This window comes from Segatella hominis (genome assembly GCF_019249725.2).
In the GTDB taxonomy this organism is placed as follows: domain Bacteria; phylum Bacteroidota; class Bacteroidia; order Bacteroidales; family Bacteroidaceae; genus Prevotella.
Genome location: NZ_CP137559.1, coordinates 1,674,685 through 1,699,585, shown reverse-complemented (window position 1 = coordinate 1,699,585; position 24,901 = coordinate 1,674,685). Strand labels below are relative to the sequence as shown.

The 24,901-nt window shown below is 44.8% G+C and carries 21 protein-coding genes; 12 read left to right on the top strand and 9 right to left on the bottom strand.

Annotation, left to right across the window (positions count from 1 at the left end):
• Nucleotides 1–29 precede the first annotated feature (29 nt).
• From KUA50_RS07035 to KUA50_RS07025, 3 genes are read left to right on the top strand one after another with little or no spacing between them, the layout of a single operon-like run.
• Entirely contained in the window at nucleotides 30–1,457 is a 1,428-nt protein-coding gene (locus tag KUA50_RS07035; RefSeq protein ID WP_218457728.1) for a DNA cytosine methyltransferase, read from the top strand.
• A 2-nt stretch (nucleotides 1,458–1,459) separates the two neighbouring features.
• Nucleotides 1,460–3,637 carry a hypothetical protein gene (locus KUA50_RS07030; protein ID WP_256624334.1) on the top strand — a complete coding sequence of 726 codons (2,178 nt, stop codon included), beginning with the start codon at nucleotides 1,460–1,462 and terminating at the stop codon, nucleotides 3,635–3,637.
• A 4-nt stretch (nucleotides 3,638–3,641) separates the two neighbouring features.
• The gene (locus KUA50_RS07025) at nucleotides 3,642–6,005 is read left to right on the top strand and encodes a restriction endonuclease (protein ID WP_218457729.1); all 2,364 of its coding nucleotides are present in this window, start codon (nucleotides 3,642–3,644) and stop codon (nucleotides 6,003–6,005) included.
• A 97-nt stretch (nucleotides 6,006–6,102) separates the two neighbouring features.
• On the opposite strand, the gene KUA50_RS07020 is transcribed toward KUA50_RS07025, so the two are convergent.
• On the bottom strand, nucleotides 6,103–6,570 hold the full coding sequence (locus KUA50_RS07020) for a DUF6575 domain-containing protein (RefSeq protein ID WP_218457730.1): 468 nt from the start codon (nucleotides 6,568–6,570) through the stop codon (nucleotides 6,103–6,105).
• Nucleotides 6,571–6,931: 361 nt separating this feature from the next.
• Between KUA50_RS07020 and KUA50_RS07015 the strand changes: the two genes are divergently transcribed.
• The 7 genes from KUA50_RS07015 to KUA50_RS06985 all read left to right on the top strand — a co-directional run bounded on the left by KUA50_RS07015 (nucleotide 6,932) and on the right by KUA50_RS06985 (nucleotide 13,590).
• Entirely contained in the window at nucleotides 6,932–7,153 is a 222-nt protein-coding gene (locus KUA50_RS07015) for a hypothetical protein (RefSeq protein ID WP_218457731.1), read from the top strand.
• Between the two features lie 122 nt (nucleotides 7,154–7,275).
• Complete coding sequence (locus KUA50_RS07010; RefSeq protein WP_022120483.1) at nucleotides 7,276–7,638, top strand: helix-turn-helix domain-containing protein; 363 nt, start codon at nucleotides 7,276–7,278, stop codon at nucleotides 7,636–7,638.
• Between the two features lie 24 nt (nucleotides 7,639–7,662).
• Entirely contained in the window at nucleotides 7,663–8,169 is a 507-nt protein-coding gene (locus KUA50_RS07005; RefSeq protein ID WP_218457732.1) for a very short patch repair endonuclease, read from the top strand.
• Between the two features lie 353 nt (nucleotides 8,170–8,522).
• Nucleotides 8,523–9,497, top strand: coding sequence for a hypothetical protein (locus KUA50_RS07000; protein WP_218457733.1), 975 nt, complete (start codon nucleotides 8,523–8,525; stop codon nucleotides 9,495–9,497).
• A 215-nt stretch (nucleotides 9,498–9,712) separates the two neighbouring features.
• Nucleotides 9,713–10,714: a calycin-like domain-containing protein gene (locus tag KUA50_RS06995; protein WP_218457734.1), complete on the top strand. Its 1,002-nt coding sequence runs from the start codon at nucleotides 9,713–9,715 to the stop codon at nucleotides 10,712–10,714.
• Nucleotides 10,715–10,754: 40 nt separating this feature from the next.
• Nucleotides 10,755–11,564, top strand: coding sequence for an HmuY family protein (locus KUA50_RS06990; RefSeq protein WP_218457735.1), 810 nt, complete (start codon nucleotides 10,755–10,757; stop codon nucleotides 11,562–11,564).
• Nucleotides 11,565–11,610: 46 nt separating this feature from the next.
• A complete protein-coding gene (locus KUA50_RS06985) occupies nucleotides 11,611–13,590 on the top strand; it encodes a TonB-dependent receptor plug domain-containing protein (RefSeq protein WP_218457736.1) in 1,980 nt (659 codons plus the stop codon).
• 230 nt (nucleotides 13,591–13,820) lie between these two features.
• Here KUA50_RS06985 and KUA50_RS06980 read toward each other — a convergent pair whose 3' ends face one another.
• From KUA50_RS06980 to KUA50_RS06965, 4 genes are all read right to left on the bottom strand, one after another.
• A complete protein-coding gene (locus KUA50_RS06980; RefSeq protein WP_218457737.1) occupies nucleotides 13,821–15,590 on the bottom strand; it encodes an outer membrane beta-barrel family protein in 1,770 nt (589 codons plus the stop codon).
• A gap of 160 nt (nucleotides 15,591–15,750) precedes the next feature.
• Complete coding sequence (locus KUA50_RS06975; protein ID WP_218457738.1) at nucleotides 15,751–16,662, bottom strand: AEC family transporter; 912 nt, start codon at nucleotides 16,660–16,662, stop codon at nucleotides 15,751–15,753.
• Between the two features lie 81 nt (nucleotides 16,663–16,743).
• Nucleotides 16,744–17,619, bottom strand: coding sequence for a carbon-nitrogen hydrolase (locus KUA50_RS06970; protein WP_218457739.1), 876 nt, complete (start codon nucleotides 17,617–17,619; stop codon nucleotides 16,744–16,746).
• Between the two features lie 236 nt (nucleotides 17,620–17,855).
• Nucleotides 17,856–18,953, bottom strand: a complete 1,098-nt coding sequence (locus tag KUA50_RS06965; RefSeq protein WP_218457740.1) for an agmatine deiminase family protein — start codon at nucleotides 18,951–18,953, stop codon at nucleotides 17,856–17,858.
• Between the two features lie 247 nt (nucleotides 18,954–19,200).
• Here KUA50_RS06965 and KUA50_RS06960 point away from each other — a divergent pair, with 247 nt between their 5' ends.
• On the top strand, nucleotides 19,201–20,016 hold the full coding sequence (locus KUA50_RS06960) for a Nif3-like dinuclear metal center hexameric protein (RefSeq protein WP_218457750.1): 816 nt from the start codon (nucleotides 19,201–19,203) through the stop codon (nucleotides 20,014–20,016).
• Nucleotides 20,017–20,264: 248 nt separating this feature from the next.
• Nucleotides 20,265–21,092 (top strand): zinc ribbon domain-containing protein, encoded by an 828-nt coding sequence (locus KUA50_RS06955; protein WP_218457741.1) that lies wholly within the window; start codon nucleotides 20,265–20,267, stop codon nucleotides 21,090–21,092.
• Nucleotides 21,093–21,478: 386 nt separating this feature from the next.
• On the opposite strand, the gene KUA50_RS06950 is transcribed toward KUA50_RS06955, so the two are convergent.
• The 4 genes from KUA50_RS06950 to KUA50_RS06935 all read right to left on the bottom strand — a co-directional run bounded on the left by KUA50_RS06950 (nucleotide 21,479) and on the right by KUA50_RS06935 (nucleotide 24,892).
• Nucleotides 21,479–22,270, bottom strand: a complete 792-nt coding sequence (locus KUA50_RS06950; RefSeq protein WP_218457742.1) for a TerB family tellurite resistance protein — start codon at nucleotides 22,268–22,270, stop codon at nucleotides 21,479–21,481.
• A 21-nt stretch (nucleotides 22,271–22,291) separates the two neighbouring features.
• Nucleotides 22,292–22,756, bottom strand: coding sequence for a MaoC family dehydratase (locus KUA50_RS06945; RefSeq protein ID WP_218457743.1), 465 nt, complete (start codon nucleotides 22,754–22,756; stop codon nucleotides 22,292–22,294).
• A 111-nt stretch (nucleotides 22,757–22,867) separates the two neighbouring features.
• Nucleotides 22,868–24,121 (bottom strand): nucleotide sugar dehydrogenase, encoded by a 1,254-nt coding sequence (locus KUA50_RS06940; protein ID WP_218457744.1) that lies wholly within the window; start codon nucleotides 24,119–24,121, stop codon nucleotides 22,868–22,870.
• 312 nt (nucleotides 24,122–24,433) lie between these two features.
• Complete coding sequence (locus KUA50_RS06935) at nucleotides 24,434–24,892, bottom strand: type I restriction enzyme HsdR N-terminal domain-containing protein (protein WP_218457745.1); 459 nt, start codon at nucleotides 24,890–24,892, stop codon at nucleotides 24,434–24,436.
• Nucleotides 24,893–24,901 lie beyond the last annotated feature (9 nt).

Here is a 24,901-nt window from a genome sequence, read left to right as displayed (position 1 = left end):
TAGAATTAATTCTTGTCTATATAAGGATTGTGGAGGTAATAGCAGAAAAAAATAAAACTGTTATTACCAATGCAACATTGTCGGATTCCATTATATTAGAAATTAAAGATATGGGAATAATTGACAATATGGAAGATTTGACATTGTTGAAAACCATAACAAAAGATTTGTATGGTAGATTTATAAACTGTGTTTGGTTTTATATTACCAACAAGAAAATGTTTGGTAATCAACTCGACAAATTAAGCAATAAGAAGCGCAAACAAATTCAAGATAAATGCAAGAAAGAACACAAACCTACTTTTGCAGATTTTTTTGCAGGAGCAGGTGGATTAAGTTATGGATTTACCCAAGCTGGTTTTAGAGTGTGTTTCGCAAATGATTTTGAAGATGTTTGTGTGAGAACATATAGATATAATCATCCAGAAATTGCTTCTAAAAAAGTAATAAAAGGAGATATTCGGAAAATTGTCGATAACGTTCAAGACTATATAGATGAAGATGTAGACATAGTAGTTGGCGGTCCTCCTTGCCAAGGATTTAGCAGTGCAAATCAACAACGTGTAATAGATGACCCTCGCAATGAATTGTATAAATATTATATTAAAGGCATAAAAAAGATTTTGCCTAAGTTTGTTGTGATGGAAAATGTAAAAGGTATGCTAAAAGTTGCAGATCAAGTTGTTGAGGACTACGAAAGTATAGAAGAAGAAAAAAATGGTACAACTTATAGCTATACTGTTTCATACAAGTTATTAAACTCATTAGATTTTTCTGTCTCACAAAGTAGAGAAAGGTTAATTTATATTGCTATTAGGAATGACATTGCTGAAAAGCAAAATATCACTCCAAGTACAATATTTGAAGAAATCAGTAAGGCTAACGAGAATAAACATCATTATCTATTGCGTGATGCTCTGGAAAATATCAAACCATTAGATGCTCCAAGAATAAAGAACATGAATGAGAAAGACGACGAAAATTCTGGAAAGAAAATAGATGTTAATACTTTCTCTGGGGATGAAACGCCATATCTACGTTTAATAAATGGCGGACGCAAAATCCCTATTCTTTACAATCACAAGGCACGATATGTAAATGATATAAATTACGATATATATCGTCTGTTGAATCAAGGCGATGATGCTTCTGATCCTAAAATTTCAGACATAATGCCGTATACAAATAGGTTGCACTGCTTCAAAGATAAATACTACAAACTTGTTGCAGACAAACCTTCACGAACAATTACAGCGCATTTGAGAATGGACTGTCATTCGCATATTCATCCTTTTCAGACAAGGGCAATTACGCCAAGAGAAGCTGCAAGATGTCAATCATTTCCTGATGACTACTTGTTTCTTGGTGCTTATCTCAAAACATACATGCAAATAGGTAATGCCGTTCCTTGTCTAATGGCAAAAGGAATAGCCAATATTATTAAAAAATATTTATAGTTATGGGATTGACAAGAATAACGCAATATATTCATAGACCTAATGCAACAGAGATAGGATTGGGTAATACTCACGAGTGTTATATGCTTGTGGGTACAGATGTCGATATGTCTGATATCTTTCCTTTAGGTATAGATGTGTCTATACATGATGCTAACTCTTCTAAAGAATATACTCTTAAATCTTCAAATGTCCGAGAGTTTAGAATTAACCAGATGGGTGATATTTATAGAGACTATAATGTTACTCCTGGTGACGAGATTCTAATTAGCCACATAGTGAAGAATGGATGTTCAGAATTATGCTTTACCGTGAACAAATTAAATAGGGTTGTTTTGTTCGTAAAGAATGAGACAAAGAATGGAGAGACGAAAAGAGTGGCAGAAATAGTAAATATTGATAGATTAAAACCTTTTGAGAAAGGTCTGAAATATTATGAAATAAATGTCAACAATAGAGGTAAGCAAGATTTACTTAAAATATCTTTTGATGGAGCAAAAGCAAAAAGAGCTGACTCTCCAAATTTGACAGACTATTATCTTGTACAAATTAATGACGACAAGATGCCTAATGGCACGTATTATTTAACTCTAAATACAGATGGCAACACGTTGGCAAAATTGCCTAAAAGTGACTTTAATACTATTGAGTTTGATGATAAAAAAATACGATCTATGGGAGCAAGTGTAAAAAAAACAAAAATAATGGCACCTCTTCAACAAATTTATTACGGCGCCCCAGGCACAGGAAAATCGTTTGAGATTAAGAGAATTACAAAGTTTTACTCAACTATCCGTACAACATTCCACCCTGATAGTGATTACTCAACGTTTGTTGGCGCATATAAACCAGTTATGGCAGAAAGTACAGTCTATGGTTTACAAGGTGAACCAATAAAAGTTTCTCAAAAAGATGGCACAAAAGTAGAATTAAAGGAAAATCGCATTACTTATAGTTACGTCAAGCAAGCGTTCTTAAAAGCGTATCTTGGCGCATGGCAGAAGTATGCAAAGGGCGGTGAAACGACAGAACCTCTGTTCTTGGTGATTGAGGAAATCAACCGTGGCAACTGCGCACAGATTTTCGGTGATTTATTCCAGTTGCTTGATAGAAGCGATGATGGGTTCTCGACATATCCAATAGAAGCAGACTCGGACTTGCAAAAAGAGATAGAGGCTGCGTTTGATGAGGGTGGTGAATATGCTCTTGAAAATGGGTTTGATGTGGATGGCGTTGTTGAAGACTACACCAGTAACTATGAGGACAGTTCCCTCACGAAAGACATCAAGAAGGGTAGAGTGCTTTTGTTTCCAAACAACCTCTATATCTGGGCAACTATGAACACAAGTGACCAAAGTCTATTCCCAATCGACTCCGCTTTCAAGCGCCGTTGGGACTGGAGATACGTCAAGATTACAGATGCAGGCAAAGGATGGAAGATACAGTGCGGTGGTGAATATAGCGACTGGTGGGCTTTCGTCACAGAAATCAACAAGAAGATTGCTAAAGAAACAAGCAGTGATGATAAGAAACTCGGCTATTTCTTCTGTAAGCCAGCAAAGGATAATGAGTTTATCACAGAAGACAAGTTTGTTGGCAAAGTGTTGTTCTATCTTTGGAACGATGTTTTTAAGGATGGTGATATAACCTTGTTCAAGGTGAGCGACAATGGAAGCGATGAAATTAGTTACGATGCTTTCTATAATGATGACAACAAGGTGAATATTGCTGCCGTCAGAAAGTTCTTGGTGAATGTTGTTGGCGAATCAAACATTCTTAAAAAAGGTGATATTGTTCCAAATGATGATGTTATACCGATAGAAACTTCTGGAGAAGCAAATGATAATACCAGATATATATTTAATGGAAAATCTGGGCTTTCCAAGAAAGACCTTGGCTTAAATATCGTGATTAAATATATAACCGAACATAAAGACAAGACTTTCGAGGAGCTTCAAAGTGATTTAGCATTTGACAATACAGTTAAATATAAATATGCCGGAATAATTGCTCGTGAAGATTCTATTAAAAATAGCTATTTGCGCTATTATGTAAATGAACAAACTTCTGCAAATGGAATCAAGTATAAGGTCTTAAATGGATGGAGCATATACAATATTGATTTCATCATCGGATTTGCAAAGAAACAAGGTTGGACAGTAGAAGAAGTAACAGAATAAGACTATGCGCATATTAATCGAGGAATACCAATATGATTATGAGGACGTTTGCGACGTTCTCAAAGGTCTTGGTGTGCTTCAAGACGTGGAAGGAAAAGTAAGCCTAAGCTATGTAGGCTACTATTTCAACGACGATCCTGATGTGAACGATTGCGTGTTTATTCTGCCAAAGGTACTGTTGGAAGGTGAGTTTAGACATGAGAAAGTATTTGGACATATAGACCCAAAGGACTTAATCAATGCTGACGATTGCAAGATGTCAGTCGATGAACATAAGTTTATCTACGAACTAAGCGTATGGATATACCGTGCCATCTGCGTTTTCCGTGACCATGAGTTTGACCGCTACGCAAACAAGAAGCAGGCAAGCATTGTGTTATATAAACAAGCACCGATGATGGGACACATGAGGAAGCGCAAGGCAAGCACTTTCCTCGATGTGTTGTTGGCGTTGCAAGAATGGAACAAGAAGAATGAGAGTTTCGTGATGTTCATCGTCAAGAACCTCCATTCGGGTTACAACAAAATCAACTGGATACGCACAATATCCCGAAGCCAAGTAGTCATTCAAGAAAGCATCGGTGGTACACGTCGTCAAGATGCCAGTTATTTGAACCCTATCAACAAGAAGCGTCAAATCAACTTTGACGAAGAGTTACTTGTCATATATTACAGTATCTTGGAATATATGAGGGCGGAATACGGTTTCCCTGTCAAGATAAACGTAAACTTCCCTTTGATAAAAGGCGAAAAGTTCAAGCGATACATCAACGGCTATGGAAAGAGAAGACTCAAACAAATCAAGTACAAGTATTTCTCCGACAAGGCGTTGGAGCTTTGGAGCTATTGCTATGCGTTCTTTAACAGACCTGACAATGTAACGCTGAACGTAGACCAAAGAGAGTATTTGCTTGTGAAGAGTTTCCATGTCGTGTTTGAAGCCATCATTGACGAGTTGATAGCAGGTGACCAGAAGTTGCCAAAGGACTTGAAAGACCAACCTGACGGAAAACGAGTGGATCACATCTATCAGTACCAGGAGCTGACCAATAATGAAAACGATGACAATATCTATTATATAGGTGATTCCAAATACTACAAGCGTGGCAACTCACTTGGTAAGGAGTCAGTATATAAGCAGTTTACCTACGCAAGAAATGTCATTCAGTGGAACTTGGACTTGTTCAACGATGGCAAGCCAGAAGACCAAAGCGGCCATGTAAAGTTGCGTGACGATGTTACCGAGGGCTACAACATCATACCAAACTTCTTTATTTCTGCCAACCAAAACGTTCTTATCCCAGAGAAAGAAATTCATTTGATAGACAGCGACAAGGAAGAGGGAAAGCGTAGAAAGCAGTATTACATCAGCAGGCAGTTTGATAACAGACTGTATGACCGAGATACGTTCTTATTGGCACACTTTGATGTGAACTTTCTCTTTGTGGTAGCTCTCTATGGTCGCAACAACTCTTCAAGTAAAGAGCAGTGGCGCAACAATGTACGAAAGATATTTCGTAAGGAAATTCAGAAGATGCTCAAAGATAACTTTGACTTCTACGCCATGACTGCGCACGCTGAGGTGAATCCAGACACATATATCAAGGAGAATTTCCAAACGCTCCTTGGTAAGGTTTATCATCCTTTCGACAATAGGGAAGGTAGCGACCAACAATATTTCTCACTTGCACTGCGCAAGCCGGAGAAAGAAGAGAGCGAAGCTATTAAGAAAAAGGTGATGGATGAGAACGAAGCCGTGATGTTTGAGTTGAAACAAGCGTTCTATATCGCCAAGTGTCCGCTTGGTGTAGATCCAAGAACGTTGCCAGAGGATGTGATGCCTATTGTGGAAGCACGTCCGCATGATGTCATTCCGAAGGAGTTTCTTACCATGCACTATTTGGAGAACTACCCATTGGCAACGTTTCTCATTGGTATCGTGAATGGTATCGATCATTTGAACTGGATATTCAGTAGACGAGGTGGTAAGCGTGATGATGCCTACAATGTGCGACTGGGTAAGGAAGCGCATGGAGGTGTGGTGAAGAGTCGTGATTACGTGAAGCACGCTAAGTTTGTGATTTTATATAAGGATGGCGAGCATAAGGTTTACAAGGCATTTCGTGTGAAGAACACTGGTGAGCTGTCTCGTGAGCAAATGATAAAACAAGGTTATTTGAATCCGCGACACGACAAGTATTTCTGTTATTTTTTCGATGAAGAGATAACGCTTGGAGAATTTGATATTCAAGGAATACTCGAAGCCGACAAGAAGAAATACGAGACTGATGCGAAGTTGAAAGAAGCGTATGCTGAGGGGCAGCCAGTGTTTATGAGTGGTGAGGAGTTGATAAAGTTTAGGAAATAAATGTAAGCCATCGGCTAACCCCGTCTTGCATATTCTCTGAAAATCTTGTAGAAATCTTCAAAATTCTACAAGATTTTCGGAGATATTCAAAGAAATTCTAAAGTACCGCTGCACAGACCTTGCGGAACCAGTCAAGTTTCTTGCCGCTCATTTCTGCTATGGATAAGTTCTCTTTGTTCACATCTTTTGGCTCAAATTCATAATAAGAATCTTCGGTAGGGAGATAATCCTCTGGAAGATCTTCTATGGAGTGGGCCTGAAAGTTGTGATGATTGCCTTCTTCATCAATATCGACTGTATATACAATGTCGTCTAATGGCGAACTTAATACGTTACGCAATGTTTGCTTTTTATTCGTGTACTTTTGTATATTGTCGTAATCGGTTCTGATGAACATCCAACGATTGTTTGTATCATCTTGGTCTATCCAATAGAAGAGAAAGTTGTCACCTTTGTTGGTAACGTAGTGTGACAACAATGGTCCATCGAAATATATAAGATCGGCTACTTTCTTGAATTTGTCGAAGTTGCGCTTCTTTATGCAAATACCTTTTATTGTTTTCATAATTTCCCTCCTATAGTTTAAATGTTTTGGATAAGTCACATGATGGGAATTCAAACAAGTTATAATGTCCGTTGCTTGCTGGTGTAGTGATATTGCCATCTTTGTTAGTTACAATTCCTGAAGAAATACGATTACCTATAGCTTTGTATATGTTTCTCATATCATGATGTAGTTGGGTAAGTAGCTTTTGGACATATTATTTCAGCTTGATACTTATATATTCCCATCTTTTTATGTTTTAAATCTGCTGCAAAAATAAGAAATATATCTCTTTTCTCCAAGTTTTTGGGCTTTTCTTTTGGGTTTTCAAAGGAAAAATGTAAATTTGCAACAAAATGTAGAACGTTTTAATATAAAGGTTATGGCAGCAACGGTTTTAAATAGTACACAAGTACACCTCTTGCAAATGTTTCAAGTAGATGATTCTCAGAAAGGTTTGGAAGAATTGAAAGAATTGTTATATTCTTATTATTCAAAGAAAATGGATGAATCTCTGAATGAACTTTGGGATTCGGGTGTGCTTGACCAGAAAAGACTTGACGAAATCAATAATATGGATTTACATAAATTAGAAATGGCATGAGTCGTTTGGTTTTAGATACGAATTGTCTTATATAGATTGTGTCGCCACGGAGCAAATATCATTTCTTATGGGATAGTTTTGTTCGTGGTGAAAATACTCTTTGTGTCTCTAATGAAATTATTATGGATAGAATTACGAAAGAACAATATGAGTTTGCACTCAACAGAATAGAAGATCTCCTGCCATTGGTAACGGACGATACGCCTGCCAACGATAAGAATGCCATAGAACTGACATTAATGTCGGACATTGTTGAGTCATACGAAAAGAAACATTTTCCTATCGGAAAGCCTTCTGTTTCTGAACTTATCGAACTTTCTTTAAATGAAAAGAAAATGACTCAAAAACAACTGGCTTCAGAAATTGGAGTAAGTCCTTCACGTATTAACGATTATGTAACAGGGCGCTCTGAGCCTACTCTAAAAATAGCTAGATTGCTATGCAAGGTTCTGAACATAACGCCTGCTGCGATGTTGCAATGTTAAACAGATGTTGATGATAAATTAAAGATGTCGGACCGTTTGACCATACAACAGCGTCACAACAACATGGCGGCAATCAAAGGCAAGGACACCAAGCCGGAAGTCCTTGTCAGGAAATTCCTGTGGTCGCACGGATTCAGATACAGGCTAAACCATCCACGCTTGCCAGGAAAGCCTGACATCGTGCTGCGCAAATACCGCACCTGCATCTTCGTGAACGGATGCTTCTGGCACGGACATGAAGGATGCAAATACTACGTCGTGCCGAAATCCAATACCCAGTTCTGGCAGGATAAGATTCTGCGCAATCAGCAGCGGGATCTTGAGGTAATGCACAAACTGGCTGAAATGGGCTGGCACACGATCGTGGTATGGGAATGCGAACTGAAACCTGCCGTCAGGGAACAAACCCTGGAATCGCTTGCCTTCACTCTCAACCATATTTTCCTACAAGACCGCTGCGTCAGACATTATGAACTGCCAGAGGAAGACTCGGCTATGGCGGCGGAGCCGGAACCGAAGCATCGGGAATAGTCTGCAATAATCTCTTCAGGTGTCATTAAGTGTCATTAAGTGTCATTAAGGTTTTCGGATGATTTTTTCTTCTTATCCTCGAAAAAGTGTATGATTTAACATTCGTTATCATCGAAAAAGTGTATTATTCTCTTGTTTTTATCCTCGAAAAAGTGTATTTGCAGCCGAATATTTATTTGTGACAGGTGATTTCCGGTCGTGGTCATTATTTCTGATGACCCCTCCCTTCCTCCAAAATCATTATATGTAGGTATTGCGAATCTGTCTAAATAGTAGTACCTTTGCAGCTCAATTTTATATCAGTGATTCATTAATTTATAACATTTTACTATTTTAGACTTTTAAGAATGGAAATGAAGAATTTGTATTGGGGAAAGACCATCGGATCTATCCTCATCATCCTGCTCCTGATGCCGCTCGGACATGCGCTCATGATCATCATGGAACATACGCTCGAACCTACCACGCTGCACTACTCGGCTTTCGCTATGGGTTTTGTGGGACTCATCGTCACCATCTGCGGCGTGTTCGTAAAGGGGGATACGAAACAGACTTGCTATGGAATGACGGGTGCACTGCTCTTCTGGACCGGATGGGTGGAATTTCTCTTCGCCTACTATGCACAGAGATACGGCGTGCACTGCGACCTGGTGGGCAACGGTATCGTGCAGACGGCTACGGAATATGTGAATGGTGTAGGGGTTCATCATACTTATACGCTCAATGGCACTCCCATCGAGGAATTCGGACGTGCGGAACTTAAAGAAATACGTGGCTCCAGACCTGAATACCTCATCATGCCTGCCTCTTTCGGTATGTGGATGATGTTTATCGTGATGTACGTGTTCTGCACCAAAACGGGCTGCGATTTCATCCGTTGGATTCAAAACCACTGTGGCGTGAAAGAACGTGTGGAACTGCGTCCGATGGCTCATCATCCTGCCATCGTCACCTTCATGGAATGGAACATCATGATGTGGGGATTGTACCTGCTGCTCATGTTCTGCTACGACCCTGTCTTCCTCGGTTCTACTCACCCTATTACCTACGCCGTGGGCATTCTCTGCCTGATAGGTTCGGGCATGATCTTCAAGAAGGAACTGCACATCAAGAGCTGGGGCAGAAACCTGAGAATGGCGCTTGCCAACGTGATCGTGCTCTGGTCGGCTGTGGAGATAGCTGCACGCAACGGCTTCTTCAAGGAGATATGGGTGGACCCGGGAAATCACGTCGTGGAGATGGTGGGAATCCTGGTGGTTTTCATCGGTCTGATAGCCGGCTTCTGGTTCTACAGCGGCAAAGACCAAACTGCTGAAATCGTGGATTAGAATTTTAGAGATATTCCGTCTAATACCTACAAATGGGGATTAGGCGGAATACATATTTTTAGGTATTGCACATTCCGGAGAAACCTTGTACCTTTGCACCCCGAAAAGGAACTGGAGGCCTGTGACGGGCTGCCGATTCCTCTACTTTATCCCCATCAAGGGAACAACTCAATAAAAGGTAATAGATTAGTAATATAAACGAAAGATTGTATAAAATGAAGAAATTCTTTACGCTTATTTTTGCCACTATGTTGGCTTCCTCTATGTCGGCTCAGATGCATGGTGCTCTGAAGTTTTCCGGTGCTTCTGAAATGGCTGTGATGGGCCAGAATACTCCTTGCGAGAGCGATACGGTGAAATTTGAAATGGTCAGCATGTCGGCTGGCAACATCACGCTCCCTGCTATGGAAGGTATGGCTACCATCCCTTCGTTCACTATCGAGAATGTGACGTTTACTATGGGCGAAAATCATGTCATTACGATGGCCGACCAGACTTTCAGCGCCAAGGTGACTGTGAATAATGAGGAGAAATCCATCACCGGTTCATCGCTTACCGGTACTTATAATATGGCTGACAATTCGCTCACGCTGAAAGTGGTGTTCAAATACGGCAAGATGCCTTTACCGCTCACCTACAGCATCAAGTCTTACTACATCAAGGAAGTGAGCAGTCCGATAGCTGTGAGCATTGGCGGTATGATGAATTATGAGAATGCGGGCGTTACTTATCAGGTGCGCAAGTATATGGATGGCGAGACGCAGAAGATGGACGTGACCGTGCCTACCTATACGCTTGACAATACTGTGATGGGCAACATGACTCTCGGCACTTACACTATCAAGGGGCTTACCTACGATGAGGCGAAGGGTGGTTTTTATCGTGACTACAAGAACGACGGTCTGAAATTCCACGTTGTCTGCAAGGGCGGAAGCATGAATATGGACAATGATTATAGCTTCAACGCCGAGAAGGACAATAATATCCTCGTGAAGTATGAAGGCAGCAAGGTGAGCGACATCATCAACAGATTCCAGATGGGTTCTATGCCTTTCTATATCTCAACCAACTTCAAGGCGGTGACCAACGGCATCGGCGCGGTGAAGGGCGAGACGGCTAAGGGCGACGGCAAAATGTACAACCTGCAGGGCCAGATGGTAGGTGACAACTACAAGGGCGTGGTGATCATCAACGGTAAGAAATTCCTAAAAAAATAATTTTGATAAACTTGTTTAGCAGATGATATTTCATACGATCATGAATCATCTCAAAATGACCGTTGCTGGAGTGGGAATCCTGATGCTCACTTCCTGCAACGGTATTTTTGACGATATCTACGACCAGCCGAAGGAGATAGTGCCGGCGAAAGGTCAGCTTCTGATAGATGCTACCAGTTGGACTGACTGGTATTATGTGGATCTGAACCTGCTGCAGCGACTCACCGAGGCGGGGGATGAGGAGGCGCTGATGAAAGCGCAGACGGAATTTGTGGCTTACCCGATTCCGATGACTGCCACCGGCGAGAAAGACGAGTCGGAGGCGGGACATGAGGCAGCTACACAGGGCAGAAAGGCGGGACAATATATGTACTGGTTTGATGTCTTCGGAGAGGGAATCAAGAAGAACACCTTCTCTTATTATACGCCTACTGAGGGACAGGAGGAGCCTGAGGAATGGACCCTGGCCGTACACCGCAATAACGTGAGAACCAACGGCGGGGCTGTGCTGGAGACTTCCTATACTTCGATGGACGAACTGCCAGAGAGCAGCGAGGCTTTCAGAAACATGAACTTCCAGGAGGATGAATGGAGCGAAAACCTGGTGTGGGACAGTCAGGACCTGATGCTGATGGGCTACGTGCCTTCGCAGGGCATCAGCGTGAACAAGGTGCTCTCATCATGGCTCAGCATGAAAATTCCACCTATGCCGCCTGCCTTCAGCATGAACAATCATGTGTTTATCCTGCGCCTCAAGGACGGTACTTATGCTGCCCTGCAGCTGGAAAACTATCTGTCGCAGGAGGGTAAGAAGTGTTTTCTCACCATCAACTACAAGTATCCTTATTAGTAAATGCAAAGGGTTTCCGATGCAATCCTGATTTTTAGAAATAACAATGAAGAAATATATTTTATTCTCCATGCTCATGGCTGGGACGGCGCCGGCTGCGGCTGCGATGGACTCGGATGATGCTTACGTGGACTCCGTTTGTCGCCAGTTCGACCTCAACGAGGTGGTGGTGACGGGCACTCGTACGCCTAAATTCCTGAAGGATACGCCGATTCAGACGCGCGTGATCAATGCCAAAGAACTTGCCCGACTGGATGCTACCAATGTGCAGGACTTGCTGCAACAGGAATTGCCGGGCGTGGAATTCTCGTATGCGATGAACCAGCAGACGCATCTCAACTTCTCCGGTTTCGGAGGACAGGGCGTGCTCTTTCTCGTGGACGGCGAGAGACTGGCGGGAGAGACGATGGACGACGTGGATTTCACCCGTCTGAATATGGATAATGTGGAACGCATCGAGATCGTGAAGGGTGCGGCTTCGGCCCTCTACGGCAGCAATGCTACGGGCGGCGTGATCAACATCATCACCAAGCGCAACCGACAGCCCTGGACGCTCAACGTGAACGCCCGATATGCTAAGCACAACGAGCAGCGATATGGGGCTACGTGGGGGCTGAACTCGAAGCACTGGAACAATATGCTTTCTGCCCACTTCAACCGCATGGACAATTACGATGTGCACAGTGCGGCGAATCCTGTGACCCGCATCATCTCTACGGTGTATGGGGATAAGACGGTCAATCTGAAGGAGCAGTTGACGTGGAGTCCTGCCAGCAACTTCAGTCTGACGGGGCGTGCGGGATATTTCTTTCGTGAAACAGTGAGGTCGGCCGACCAGCCTGAGCGCTACCGTGACTTCTCGGGCGGTCTGCGCATGAACTGGCAGATTTCGGATGCTGACGACCTGCAGGCAAGTTATGCGTTCGACCAGTATGACAAGTCGGACTATCAGCGCATCACCCGTCTTGACATCCGTGACTACAGTAATGTGCAGAATTCCTTCCGCCTGCTCTACAATCATACTTTCGGGGGTGGCGACGTGCTGACCGTGGGTTCCGATCTGCTGCATGACTATCTCTACAACACCAATCTGGAGGGAGAAACCAGGAAGCAGGACAGTTGGGATCTCTTTGCCCAGTACGACTGGCGCCTCAACGACCGGTGGGAGCTGGTGGGTGCGCTGCGCTACGACTATTTCTCCGATGGCAAGGATTCTCATCTCACGCCGAAGCTGAACGTTTGTTACAAGCCATTGCGCAATCTTGCCATCCGTGCCGGCTATGGTATGGGATTCAGGGCGCCTACGCTGAAGGAGAAGTACTACAACTTCGATATGTCGGGCATCTGGATCGTGGAGGGCAACGAGCATCTGAAATCGGAGGTGAGCCATAACTTCAATCTCTCGGCCGAATATGCGAAGGGCCACTACAACTATACGGCCTCTATATATTATAATAAGGTGAAGAACAAGCTTTCTACGGCGGCTCCTTATTTCAAGACGGCGGAAGACAAGCTGCCTTATCTGCCTTATTCTAATCTGGACGACTACAGCGTGTGTGGTGGTGAAGTAGGGGCACAGGCGAAATGGAACAATGGTCTGGGTGCTCGCATCACTTATGCTTATACGAAGGAGCAGCTGGCGAAGGACAAGGACGGGAATTCCATCAACAACCAGTATATTCCTGCCCGTGAGCATGCGCTGAACGTGCGTATGGACTACGATCGCCAGATAAGCAGCAACTATGGGCTGAACATCGGTTTGCAGGGGCGTGTGCTTTCGGGCGTGGAGAATGTGGAATACAAGGACTATTATGATGTGAGCAAGGGCACGATCTCCGTGGAATATCCTGCCTACACGCTCTGGAAACTCTCGCTGGTGCAGCGCATCGGCAAGGCGGTGAAGGTAAATGCGGCGCTGGATAATCTCTTCGGTTATAAGCCTAAGTATTATTATCTGAACAGTCCGATTACGGATGGTGTGACCTTCCAGATAGGAGTTTCCATTGATATTGACAAGTTTTTCTAATGTTCATTTAGGAAATTCTCAAGTTGTCTTTAGGAAACTTACTGAAATTAACTATAATTTCTTCTGCATAATAAAAATCCCAATCCACGGAATTTATTCCAAAGGATTGGGATTTGTTCTTTCTTTCTCTTTCATTGGATAATCTTCCTCGAAAGTCCTTTTTCTTTGAAAGTCAGTATCCTCTCTGTTTCTCGTAAATAAAGCCGTTGGCGATAGGTGAGAAAAGAGGGTTAAAAATAATAGGTGCAGCCGATGGTGGCGGCGCGGTTGCCAAAGTGCTGGCTTGCCATGTCGTGGAAGCGGCCTTCAAGCGTCCAGTGCTTACCCAGATTCTTATATACTCCCACTTCGGCATAGAGATTAGCTGGGGTATAGGCATTGCTGCTGCGGCGCGTGCACCAGATGATGTTGGAAGTGAGGCGCCAGCCATCGGCTAACGTGAACTGCGGTGCCAGCTTGAATACGGCAAAATGGTTGTAATCTGCATCGCGCTGCTGAGTTTCCTCAGAAGGGGTCTCGCTACGCTGCCAGAAGTAGTTGATACCGGCAGTGAGGCGCATGATGCCCTTATGCCAGAAGGCGGTGGTTCCGATGCCGAGCGTATTGTCGTGGATGGAGTTGAGCAGGTGCTGGTGGATGTTCTTTACCGAGGTGCTGAGCACGAAGGCTGGGCGGCTGTAGGTATGCTTGAGTTCTACCACGTTGGCCATACTGTTGCCTATATCCGCAGTATAAACCGGCTGCCAGGCACCCTCCATATCGCCTGCGGTTACGAAATCGCCGAACTCAGGATTGAAGATGCGGCGGCAGTAGGTGGCCTGCAGGGTATGTCCCGGTGTGAAGGTGTAATAGGCACTTGCCGAGTAAATGTGGTTGCGGGTGGTATGCTTCCAGTGCTCTTCGGGCGCTATCTGCTTAGGTCGGAAGTTGATGATGCGGAAGCGGTCGCCTGCCATGAATCCCCACTTGCCGATGTTGTAATCCAGCTGGGCGTAGAAATCCTGATAGTTGGAATGGTTGATGTAGCCGGCAATGCAGTTCTTCTCGATGGAGAGTCCTCCCTCGAATCCTGCCGTAATCCAGAGATTGGAGGTGATGACCGGAGTGGCGTATTCTACCACCATGAAGGGGTAGGTGGAGTGGTTCTGGTAAGGCGATGTTTGGGCTTCTTCCTGTGTGCGGCCGTTGTCGCTGATATGCTCGGCACCGAGGGTAAAGAGGATGCTGGAACCGTTTTCGGCGAGCGTGCGGGTGTAGTCGGCCTGCAGATGATAAGCGCGCACGTAATCGGCTGGGGTGTGGGTGAAATGGTTGCGGGTATAGGTCTGCATCGCATCTATTTCGAGCACATCCTTCGCGGTAGGCGTCCAGAGCAGATTGAGCTTGGCACCCTCGTGGGAGTAGTGGTTCACGGTGGTGCCTGAGATGCCCTGGTAGGCGTCCTTATCGCTGCTGGAGGTGCGCTGGAAGTTGCCTTCTACATGACTGAGCACACGGAGTTTATCCTGCTGGCTGATGACGCTGACGATGCCTTTTGCGCCGCCGTAGGTATCACCGAAGAGTCCCCATCTGCCAGTGGTTCCGTTCTCCTTCTTGCGTAGTGTGATGTCGATGACTTTCTTCAGACTGCTGCATCCCTTCATCACTTCAGCGTTCTGGCACACCTTGATGGTTTCTATCTCCCGAGCCTTGAAATGGTGGAGGAAGGTGGCGTAATCGAGTCCGTATTCCTGGTTGTCAATACGGATGACGAACTTGCCGTAGAGGTTGGCGAAGGGATCTCCGCCGATGATGTTGTTGCCGTCGAGTGAGATAACTTCCGGGCACATCATAAGTACGTCGAGGAGTGATTCTTCGCCGGTGAGTTCCATTTCCGGCAGATGCATGATGTATCTGTCGCCGATATGTTCAATCGGTGCAGCTTGTGTCTGGTATGTAGTGCTGACCATCGCCAGTGAGATGAGGAGCAGGCTTTTTTTCGTTATACTGTTAATCTTCATTTCTGTTTATATGATTGGTAAAGGATTATAGTTGCAAAGATAAAGCAAAAATCGGGGAATAACGAAAAAATGAAGGAGTTTTTTCGTTTAATGTGTAAAATAAGGTGTCATTGCGTAAATAAAAATCCCCTGGTGCTTTCTGTTACATCAGGGGATTCTTTTATTTCGAAAAGAGGAGGGTGATGAGCGGGGTGGTGATGATACTGCCCACCGTGGTGATGAACGTCATTTCGGTGATGAGAGATGGATTGCGGCCGTATTTCAGACAGAACATCGTGCCGAAACTCGCTACAGGCATCGCAATGACCACCGTATTGATGTTGTTGACCTGATCGCTTACACCACATACCTTGAACAGGAAATAAATGCTCAGAGGCACTGCCACAAGACGCAGAAGCGAGGAAAGATATACCTTCGGACTGCCGATAATCTCCTTCACCGGCAACTTAGCCATCGAGGAACCGATAATCATCAGGGCTGCCGGAACCGTAACATTGCCCACCATCGTTACTGGACGTGCAATGATATCAGGAGTATGAACCCCAAAGGCTACCAGGAGAGCAGCCACGAAGGCAGCAAGAAGGGCCGGAGAAAACAGTACCTTAGGATTGAACTGCTTAATGCTGTACTCGCCCTTGATGAGCATGACGCCTGCTGTAAAGATAAAGAATGTGTTCGGCATGTTGAGCAGGGCTGCATAGAAAATGGCCTTCGGACCGAAAATGCTCGACACGATAGGGTAGCCGATGAATCCTACGTTGGCAAACATCAGGGCAAAGCCAATCATGCCCTGATCATCATGATTGCGTGTGATGAGACGGGGCACCCCGAAACCGAATACAAGCAAAAGGATGTAGGTAAGGAAACCTACGCCCAAAAGCGGGAGGATGAGCGTGCGGTCGGGCAGCTCATCGCCCATTACAGACGAGAGCACCAGCAGAGGGCAGGTGATATCTACCACCATGCTGGATAACTTCTTGTCAAACTTGTCGCCCATATATCCCAACTTGCAGGCGACGTAACCTAAAATTACGATGATGAAAAGTACCACCATCACTTCCAAATTCTCCATTTATCCTGAAAAACTATACCTTAATATATATATGTATGCCGGAATCCCGATATTCTATCGGAATTTCCGGCAAAAAACGGTTTAATCAATGAATCGCCTGGTGATATCTCCGTAGTTCTCGATGCGACGGTCGCGGAGGAATGGCCACCAGCGGCGCACATCCTCACTGTGCTTGATGTCGATTTCTGCCACGATGCTTTCTTCTTCATTGTCGCTGGCACGGTAAAGAAGCTCGCCCTGAGGACCGGCAATGAAACTGCTGCCCCAGAACTGGATTCCGCCTGTCTGCTCGCTTGGATCTGGTTCGTAACCTACACGATTGACGGCTACTACTGGCAAGCCGTTGGCAACTGCGTGGCCCCTCATCACCGTGGTCCATGCTTCACGCTGGCGCTGTTGTTCATCCTCTGTATCATACTTGGCGTAGCCGATGGCAGTAGGATAGATGAGGATTTCTGCTCCCTGGAGAGCCATCAGTCGCGCTGCTTCTGGATACCATTGGTCCCAGCAGACGAGCACACCGAGCTTGCCCACGGAAGTTTGGATAGGCTGGAAACCGAGGTCGCCAGGGGTGAAGTAGAACTTCTCATAGTAGGCAGGATCGTCTGGAATGTGCATCTTGCGGTATTTGCCGGCGATGGTTCCGTCTTTCTCAATCACTACTGCCGTATTGTGGTAAAGTCCTGGTGCGCGTCGCTCGAAAAGAGAGGTGACGATGACTACGCCGAGGTCTTTGGCCAACTTGCCGTAGAAATCGGTGGAGGGGCCAGGAATCGTTTCTGCCAGGTCGAAATTATCCACATCTTCTACTTGACAGAAATAAAGCGTATTGTGCAATTCCTGCAATACGATGAGTTCTGCACCGCGGTGGGCAAGGTCGATAATGCCTTCTGCCAGGCGTCTCTTGTTGTCGGCAACATCTGCCGTAATATGTAACTGTAAAAATCCGAGTTTCATTTTTCTCTTTCTTCTTTTTCTTATTTCTTCTCTTTTCTTTTCCGAAAATTCTTCTCTTCTTCTGAGGAATTTTTCTTCTTCCGAAAGAATCTTTCTTTTCTTCTTCTTCCGAGAAATCTTTCCGAAAATCTTTCTTTTCTTTTCCGAAATTTTCCCCTTCTAAAGAGCCTGTAATCCAGCTTTTTAGGTCTTAAACAAAATCAATCTCAATTGATGAAATCTTTCGTAAAACCAATTTAGAACTGGGCAGGTTCCTGCATTCTGATAACTCCTTCCGGCAACTGCATGGTGAGGCAATGGATACTTCCATGCTGGCGGACGATGGTGAGCGAATCTACACCGATGATTTCTCTGTCTGGGAAGGCGAGCTGGATCTGCTTTTTGGCTTCCTCGTCTTTCTCAGGCTGGTTGTAGGTAGGGTAAATCACGGCTCCATTCAGGATGAGGAAGTTGGCGTAGGTAGCCGGCAATCGGTCGCCATCATCATAGATTGCGTCCGGCATTGGCAATTTCAGCAGTCGGTAAGGATAGCCTTCGAAGGTGAAGAGCTTCTTGAGTTGGGCTTCGAGTGCCTGGAAATCCTCATATTGTTCATCCTCAGGATTGTCGCACCCTACATATAATAAGGTGTCGTGGGGAGCTACTCTCACGATGGTGTCTATATGGCCGTCGGTGTCGTCACCAATCAGATTGCCATGGTCGAGCCAGACGATGTGGTGCGCCTGGAAGAAATTCTTCAGGAGCTTTTCCAGTTGCTCACGATTGAACGGCTGGTTGCGATGAGGCGCCAGGAGGCACTGGGAGGTGGTGAAGATGGTGCCCTTGCCGTCGCTCTCGATGCTACCGCCTTCGAGCACAAATCCCTGATGGTTGTTGACCGCACTGTTCTGGAAAGCTCCCTGATAATACAGGTTTTGCGTGATGGCATTGTCTTTCTCCCAACGGAACTTTTCTCCCCATCCATTAAACTTGAAGTCGAGGAGGGTGAAAGGCATCATGTAGCCTGAGTTCTGCGACTTGCACACCAGAGTAATCGGACCATGATCTCGTGCCCATGTATCATTGCTGTCGATTTCAAAGAGGTGGACACGGTTCATTTGGTCGGCCGACAGTCTTTTGGCAAGCATCGACCTGGTGCTCTCCAAGATAGGAGTAGCTACGAGGAGGTGTTCATATCGGGTAATGATATCAGCCAGTTCCAGATAAGTATCTGTTATCTGTCGCAGATAGGGTTTCCAGTCTGTTTCAGCGTGAGGCCAAGTGAGCATAATGCCGCTCTGACGTTCCCATTCGGCAGGAAGTACGAATTCGAAAGGTAAAGTTGAGTGATACATAAGCGTTCTGATTTTTTAAAAACAATTTGGTTGCAAAAATAAGGAAAAAATGTGAATTGGGCGAAGAGTATTCGGATAATTTTATCGGAAAGTATTAAATTATATTAAACAAAAGGAGTGTTCGTGATATTTTTGCGAATAAATGCGTAACTTTGCACTCTAAAGCATAGTTTTGCACTCTAATCGAGATGTCTGATAGGACATGAAAAGACGATGAAAGTGCATGAAAATAAAATATTTTAAGAGCGTGAAAATATATCAGGTAGTTGATGCCCTTGAACATTACGCGCCTCTGCCCTTGCAGGAAGGATACGATAATGCCGGCCTGCAAGTTGGATTGACAGAGGCGGTAGAAGTGTCAGGGGCATTGTTGTGTCTTGACGTGACTGAGGCCGTCGTAGATGAGGCCATCCGAAAGGGCTGTAACCTCATCGTGAGCCATCATCCGCTGATCTTCCGCAAACTGGCGAGAATTTCAGACGAAAACTATGTACAGCGCACCGTGAGAAAGGCTATCAAGAACGATATTGCCATCGTTTCCATGCATACGAATATGGATGCGGCAAAGGGTGGTGTCAACTTCAAAATAGCTGAGAAACTTGGACTCCGCAACCTTCGTTTCTTCGGAGGCGAGAAAGAGATTGACGGTGTGAAAGGCGGAGAAGGAGTGATTGGCGAGATAACTGACGAGACTGACGCGCTGCATGCTGACGGAATAGCTGCCGACGACCTGGTGCTGATGCTCAGGGAGCGTTTTCAGGCGGAATGCGTGCAGTGCAACCAGTTGCTGCGCAGGCCTATCAGAAAGGTGGCGCTTTGTGGCGGGGCAGGTTCTTTCCTGCTGGATGCTGCCATCGCGGCTGGTGCTGATGCTTTCATTACGGGCGAAATGCACTATCATGAGTTCTTCGGCCATGAGCAGGAAATCCAAATCTGCGTCATCGGTCACTATCAGAGCGAACAGTTTACGAGCGAAATCTTCCGCAGCATTATCACGGAAAAATGCCCTGGAGTGAAGTGTGAAATCTCAGAAATCAATACCAATCCGATCATTTACCTGTAAGGGGGGATAAAATGAAAAATGAGAAATTAGAAATGAGAAATTAGAAATTTTTCGTGGGTTCTAATTGGGGGATTGTTTTTCCCTTCCTCTTTCAGGGGGTTCTAATTGGGGGATAGTTTTCCCTTCCTCTTTTCAGAGGTTCTAATTGGGGGATAGTTTTCCCTTCCTCTTTGTCCTTTTGAGGGCAGAAGGGGAATTTTGTAAGAAAATAAAGAAGAATAAAAATAATTATTTTAAATATTAATAATATGGCAAAGAAAGATCCTACAGATTTGACAGTGGAAGAGAAGTTGAAGACTCTCTATCAGCTTCAGACCACCTTGTCTTCTATCGATGAGAAACGTGCGTTGCGTGGTGAGCTTCCTCTGGAAGTTCAGGACTTGGAAGATGAAATCGCCGGTCTTGCAACTCGTATCGAGAACATTGATCGCGAAATCGACCAGTTTGACAGAGCTTTGTCTCAGAAGCATGCTGAGATCATGGACGCTCAGGCAAGTGTAGAGCGCTATCAGGCTCAGTTGGAAACTGTTAGCAACAACCGTGAGTATGATACTTTGAGCAAGGAAATCGAGTTCCAGGAGTTGGAAATCCAGCTTTGCAACAAGAAGATCCGTGAGGGTGAACAGAAAATCCGCGAAAAGCAGGCTGACCTGGATCATGCTTTGGCACAGAAGCAGGACCGCGAAAGAGGTTTGGTTGAGAAGCGTGCTGAGCTCGACGGAATTATGGAGGAAACTCGTGAGGAAGAGGAGAACCTGAAGGAAAAAGCTGCTGAATTGGAGAAGAAAATCGAGCCACGTCTGCTTGCCAGCTTCAAGCGTATCCGCAAGGGTGCCCGCAACGGTTTGGGTATTGTATATGTACAGCGCGATGCCTGTGGCGGTTGCTTCAACAAGATTCCACCTCAGCGCCAGTTGGACATCAAGATGCATAAGAAGATTATTCCTTGTGAGTACTGCGGCCGTATCCTCATCGACCCAGAATTGGCTGGTGTTAAAATCGACAATCCTGTAGCAGAGGAGAAACCAAAGCGCAAGCGCACTATTCGCAAGAAGAAGTCTGAGGATGCAGAATAAATCCCGGCAGAAAACCTCTGCAGAATAGATCCTTCGGAATGACTGATTATATTCTTTGGAATATACAGATTATATTCTTCGGAAAAAAACTGCGGAAAAGATAAATAAAAAGCTCGTCAGAATAATCTGGCGAGCTTTTTATTTATCCGATATTTTATTATTCATCGGATGAGACACGGTTTCTTAACTGCCTCCTCTGATTTTAGCACGGATTTTAAGCGGAAACCCGACCTGACGGGCTTAGCGATATCCCTCTAAAGCCGGAATGTTATGGTGTTAGACTAATGGCTGCAAGGCCCCAACCGTTTAAATTCCGTGCATAATCCGTGGAGCAAGAAAGTTCCGTTAACTCTTCGTAATCCGATGAAGAAAACTGATGAAGTTCTTTATAATCCCCTTGCTTTGAAGATTTTCTCCTTAGCGTCGTTGATTTCCTGGAATTTCTTCTCGGCAGCCTTGCGCACGTCTTCGCCCAGGGCAGCAACCTTGTCTGGATGATGTTTGAGCGCCATCTTGCGATAAGCTGCTTTCACTTCATCATTGGTGGCTGAAGGGGCGATTCCTAACACCTTGTAAGCATCGTCGAGACTGCTGGTGGCTGAGGAACCGCTGCGTAGATTGAGCATCTGAATGACATCTTCTACGGAGAGTCCCATGTGAATGGCCACTTCCTTGAGGGCTGCAATCTCTTCTGGACTTACTACAGCATCGGCCTGCGCTATCATGACCAGGAAATTGAGCAACTGAAGGCGCTGCTCATAAGCCATGTTGGCACGTATCTGATGACAACTGTCCTGTATCACCGTACGATATTCAGCCATGCCCAGGCGCTTCTGCTGCTCGAAAAGCTTGAGCAGGATTTCTTCACCCTGCTGCTTAGCCTGTTCTCCGAAATTCTGACTCAGAAAACGGCGCACCAACTCCATTTCTGAATGCATCACCCGGCCGTCGGCCTTGATGATGTAGGAGGTAAGTACGAGCAGCGAAAACATAAAACTGTTGCGCTGACCCTCATAGCTCCTGTTGGAGTGGGCGTATGCCTGCTGGTTGCTGCTGTCCTCGTTTACACTGTCAAGACCCTTGTCGAAAAGGGCGCCAAGGGCAAAGCCTGCAAGAGCTCCGAGCGGACCTCCTGTCATGAAGCCGAGAAAGCCGCCAATCCATTTTCCTGCTGCCATATTCTTCTCTTTGGGGAGTGATTACTGGAAGTAGTAGAGGAAGGTTGCAATACCAGAAAGTGCTGGCTTGCGCTGGCCTTCTATCTCAATGTCAAACTTGATGCTGGTCTTGCAAATGCCGCGGAGATTGGCTATCTCATGCAAGGTAGCTACGAGGCGAACACGGGAACCGGTGATGACTGGCTGACCGAAACGCATCTCGTCCATACCATAGTTTACCATCATTTTCAGGTTGTTCACTTCGATAATCTGCTGCCACATGTAAGGGAGCAATGACAGGGTAAGATAGCCGTGAGCGATTGTACTGTGGTAAGGGCTCTCTACCTTGGCACGCTCTACGTCAACGTGAATCCACTGTGGATCGAGTGTTGCGTCTGCAAACTTGTTGATACGATCCTGATCTACCTGCAACCATTCTGACTCACCCAACTTCTCTCCGAGGTGAGATGCAAATTCCTCATAGGAATTAATTACTAATTTTGCCATTTTTTCTTATTTAGTTTATTATTTGTTATTTCTTTATTATTTTATCTTTCGTTATTTTTTAGAAAATTCCCTGCTTTTCATGAGGTTTTTCCTTGAGTTTTTCAAAGGATTTTAATCTCTTCTGAAAATGTCTCGAGTGTAAACTTTGTCCTCTACATCGTCTAGGCATTTGTCGTAGCGGTTGGCAATGATGGCCTGGCTCAACTTCTTAAACTTTTCGAGATCATTGACCACCAAACTGCCAAAAAATGTGGATCCGTCCTTGAGCGTAGGTTCGTAGATGATGACCTGTGCGCCCTTTGCCTTGATGCGTTTCATCACACCCTGAATGCTGCTCTGGCGGAAATTGTCGCTATTGCTCTTCATCGTCAGGCGATAGACTCCGATGGTGCAGGCTTTCTCTTCCTCTGCACAATAATTATTTTGGTAGGCATAGTCATAATAACCAGCCTTGTTGAGCACACGGTCGGCAATGAAATCCTTTCGGGTTCTGTTACTTTCCACGATGGCCTGAATCAGGTTCTCCGGAACGTCAGCATAGTTGGCGAGCAACTGCTTGGTGTCTTTCGGGAGGCAATAACCTCCGTATCCGAATGAAGGATTATTATAGAAAGTTCCGATGCGAGGGTCGAGTCCTACACCATTGATAATGGCCTTAGAGTCGAGTCCTTTCATTTCTGCATAAGTGTCCAGTTCGTTGAAATAGCTTACACGCAAGGCGAGGTAGGTGTTGGCAAAGAGCTTCACGGCCTCAGCCTCGGTCAGTCCCATAAACAGGGTGTCAATATTCTCCTTGATGGCTCCTTCCTGCAACAGCTCAGCAAAAATATGAGCAGCCTTGTCGAGGCGCTCATCGCCTTCCGGACGGCCTACGATGATTCTACTGGGGTAGAGATTGTCGTAGAGAGCCTTGCTCTCACGGAGAAATTCCGGCGCAAAAATGATATTGTCACAACCGTATTTCTGTCTGACATTCTCAGTATAGCCCACAGGAATCGTGCTTTTGATCACCATGATGGCGTTTGGATTCACCTGCATCACCAGCTCGATGACTTCTTCAACATGGGTCGTGTCGAAGTAATTTTTGACAGGGTCGTAATTTGTAGGAGTTGCAATGATGATGAAGTCTGCGTCTTTATAGGCTTCTGCTCCATTGGTCGTAGCCTTTAGCTGGAGTGGTTTTTCTGCCAAATACCTTTCTATATATTCGTCTTGAATTGGCGACTTTCGGTTGTTGATTAGTTCGACTTTCTCTGCCACCACATCCACGGCTGTTACCTGATGGTGCTGGCTGAGCAAAGTGGCAAGGCTAAGTCCAACATAGCCCGTTCCTGCCACAGCTATTTTTATGTTTTGATTTACCATATTAATAAAGATTACGTTTCAATCTCGTTAGGCTGAGATCATATTTCAAACCCTTTAGTCTGAGATGATATTTCAATCCCTTTAGTCTGAGATAATGTTTTAATCCAAATAAACTCTGCAAAGATAATGTAATTTGTGGAGAGTACAAAAATAAATCGAACTTTTTATAAAAAAATAACCCGCTCATATTTCTCGAATTTCAAATCAGCTGGCCAGTTGCCCGGAAATTCTCAAAAAATGAAGGGGTTAAAAGGGGAGAATTACGGAACGATTTTCTATAAAGTTCTGGGATTTTTTCTCCCTTCTCTCTTTTTATTCTGTCAATAATTCTTCGTAATCCGGAATATCCTCTAAGAATAAATATTTTTTATCGTTATAATCCATTTTGCAAATATAGTGTTGCAGCCCATTACTTACCACTAAGTAATCAACATGGAGGAGCATATTATATATGGAAATCTGGTCGAAAACTTTTTGTGTGATGGGAATATGGGGAGCTTTGTATTCGATAATCATTCTTGGTTTCAGTTCTCTGGAGTAGAGTACACTGTCTGCCCGAAGTGTTTTTTCACCCACTTTCAGTTGGATTTCATTTGCCATGAGTGCTGCAGGGTAACCCTTGTGTTCCACCAGGAAGTGGACGAAATGCTGCCGCACCCATTCTTCTGGAGTGAGCGCAATATATTTTTTTCTCAGAATATCGAATATCTGAGGTTGCGCTTTGGTGCCGCGCAACTTGATTTCAAATGGGGGAAGATTCAGTCTTGTCATGTCTATCTT